Origin of the sequence: Kitasatospora sp. NRRL B-11411, from assembly GCF_000721345.1 — a bacterium.
GTDB classification, from domain to species: Bacteria; Actinomycetota; Actinomycetes; order Streptomycetales; family Streptomycetaceae; genus Kitasatospora; species Kitasatospora cineracea.
Map to the genome: position 1 here is coordinate 1 of NZ_JOGH01000265.1, position 1,717 is coordinate 1,717.

3 protein-coding genes and 1 rRNA gene are annotated in these 1,717 nt (G+C 69.7%); 1 reads left to right on the forward strand and 3 read right to left on the reverse strand.

Features of this window, described 5'->3' with window-relative positions:
• Window positions 1–136 precede the first annotated feature (136 nt).
• Together IH44_RS0139775 and IH44_RS0139780 are read right to left on the reverse strand one after the other, a co-directional pair.
• Complete coding sequence (locus IH44_RS0139775; RefSeq protein ID WP_198545122.1) at window positions 137–601, reverse strand: VOC family protein; 465 nt, start codon at window positions 599–601, stop codon at window positions 137–139.
• A gap of 53 nt (window positions 602–654) precedes the next feature.
• Complete coding sequence (locus IH44_RS0139780; protein ID WP_051818333.1) at window positions 655–1,008, reverse strand: helix-turn-helix domain-containing protein; 354 nt, start codon at window positions 1,006–1,008, stop codon at window positions 655–657.
• A 150-nt stretch (window positions 1,009–1,158) separates the two neighbouring features.
• Between IH44_RS0139780 and IH44_RS0139785 the strand changes: the two genes are divergently transcribed.
• The gene (locus IH44_RS0139785; RefSeq protein ID WP_030464735.1) at window positions 1,159–1,509 is read left to right on the forward strand and encodes a DoxX family protein; all 351 of its coding nucleotides are present in this window, start codon (window positions 1,159–1,161) and stop codon (window positions 1,507–1,509) included.
• A gap of 118 nt (window positions 1,510–1,627) precedes the next feature.
• Here IH44_RS0139785 and rrf read toward each other — a convergent pair.
• A 5S ribosomal RNA gene (rrf, locus tag IH44_RS43530) occupies window positions 1,628–1,717 on the reverse strand; the annotation flags it as partial.

The following is a 1,717-nucleotide window of genomic DNA, read 5'->3' on the forward strand; positions in this document are numbered from 1 at the left end:
GCACTCCCCCGCCTGGCCCCCCGTCACCACCGCCGCCGCCCGCCTGGCCCGCACCCTGATCGCCAACGACCCCACACCACCGACTGAGGGGCCCCGGCCACCACGGCCGGGGCCCCTCCCACCCACACCACCCGGGTCAGCGCCCCGGACCCTCACCCACCCCCGCCGGCCCACCCTCCGGCAACACGAAGTGCGGGTTCTCGATCAGCCCCACCACCGCCCCCGAAGGCTCCAGCACCGTCCCGACCCGGATACCGCCCCCCACCTCCTGCACCCGCTCCCGCACCACGGCCCCCGCCGCCACGAACCGCTCCACCGCCACCGCCACGTCCCGCACCCCCCAGTACGACACCGGCCCGACCGCCGGATCCGCGTTCGGGTCCAGCCCCAACTCGTACCCCCCGACGTTGAACCCCACGTAGAACGGCTCGTCGAAGTACGGCTCCACCCCCAGCACCGAACTCCACCACGCCTTCGCCGCACCGAGATCCGGCGCGGGATGAATGACCGTCCGAAGACCGAGAAGCACGCCAACGTCCTTTCCGAAGAGCCGAATCGGCAGGACGCCGAGCCTAGTACTCCAGCCGTAGCCCTTGATCACTGGCGCGGAACGACCTGTCGCCGCCGCCCGCCCGCCGTCGATCGCGGGCGGCCTCATTCGGGCCGCTGCGCCGAAGTCGCCCGATCCCCCTCGATGCTGCTGGCCGCCTCGGCTGCTTCCCGGAAGGTGACGACCGCCTCGCCGTTCTCCCGCGCCCATGCGGTGAGCATCCTGATGGGCTCCTCCAGGGTCCGCCCGAGATCGGTCAAGCTGTACTCCACGCGCGGCGGCGCCTCGGCGTACGCGTGCCGCTCGACGAGCCCGTTGGCCTGGAGCCGACGCAACGTCTGGGTCAGGACCTTGCGCGAAATGCCACCGCTCAACTCGACCAACTCGCCGTGGCGCAACGGACCGTCGGTCAACGCGAAGAGCGTGACCATGGACCACTTGCTGGCGATGATCTCCATGGCCAGGAGAGCGGGACAGTCGGCAAGGAAGACAATTCCGGGTCGCAGGCTCACGCCCCGAAGGTTACCTGGAGGTACCTGACGGCCGCCTATCGTCGTCGAGGTGCGCACGCTCCCCTACTCGCATCTCGCACGATTGAGGTTTCAGCCATGTTCGTCTCCCTCGCCGTCGTCACCGTGGTCATGTCGGCGCTTCTCCTGATATCGGCCGGGGCCAAGTCCCTGCGGACGCGTCACATCACCGAGCAGATGTCCACCCTCGGAGTGCCCCAGCGCATGATGCCTTTCCTGATCAGCGCTCAGATCGCGGGCGCGGCCGGTACGACCGCCGGACTCTGGTGGGGCCCCCTCGGCATCGCCGCCGCGATCGGCCTGACGCTTTACTTAGCCGGGGCGGTCGCCTTCCACCTGCGCGTCGGCGACCACAAGGGCGCGTCTCCGGCGGCGGTCCTCGCCATGGCCTCCGTCGCCCTGATCGTGCTGCGCGCCGCCACCCTCTGACAGCGGACAGCCGGTCTGACGCCGGCCTTGATCGTGCCGATCGAGGCCGGCCTCCAGCCTCTCCGGGAACGCGAGAAAGCCCCCTGACTTCCCGTCAGGGGGCTTTCTCTGAATGATTGTTCGGCGGCGTCCTACTCTCCCACAGGGTCCCCCCTGCAGTACCATCGGCGCTGTGAGGCTTAGCTTCCGGGTTCGGAATGTAACCGGG

What these genes read in the sequence shown, in the direction of transcription:
- IH44_RS0139780 (WP_051818333.1), bottom strand. Translation starts at nt 1,008, where the DNA reads ATGGAGATCATCGCCAGCAAGTGGTCCATGGTCACGCTCTTCGCGTTG.
- IH44_RS0139785 (WP_030464735.1), top strand. Translation starts at nt 1,159, where the DNA reads ATGTTCGTCTCCCTCGCCGTCGTCACCGTGGTCATGTCGGCGCTTCTC.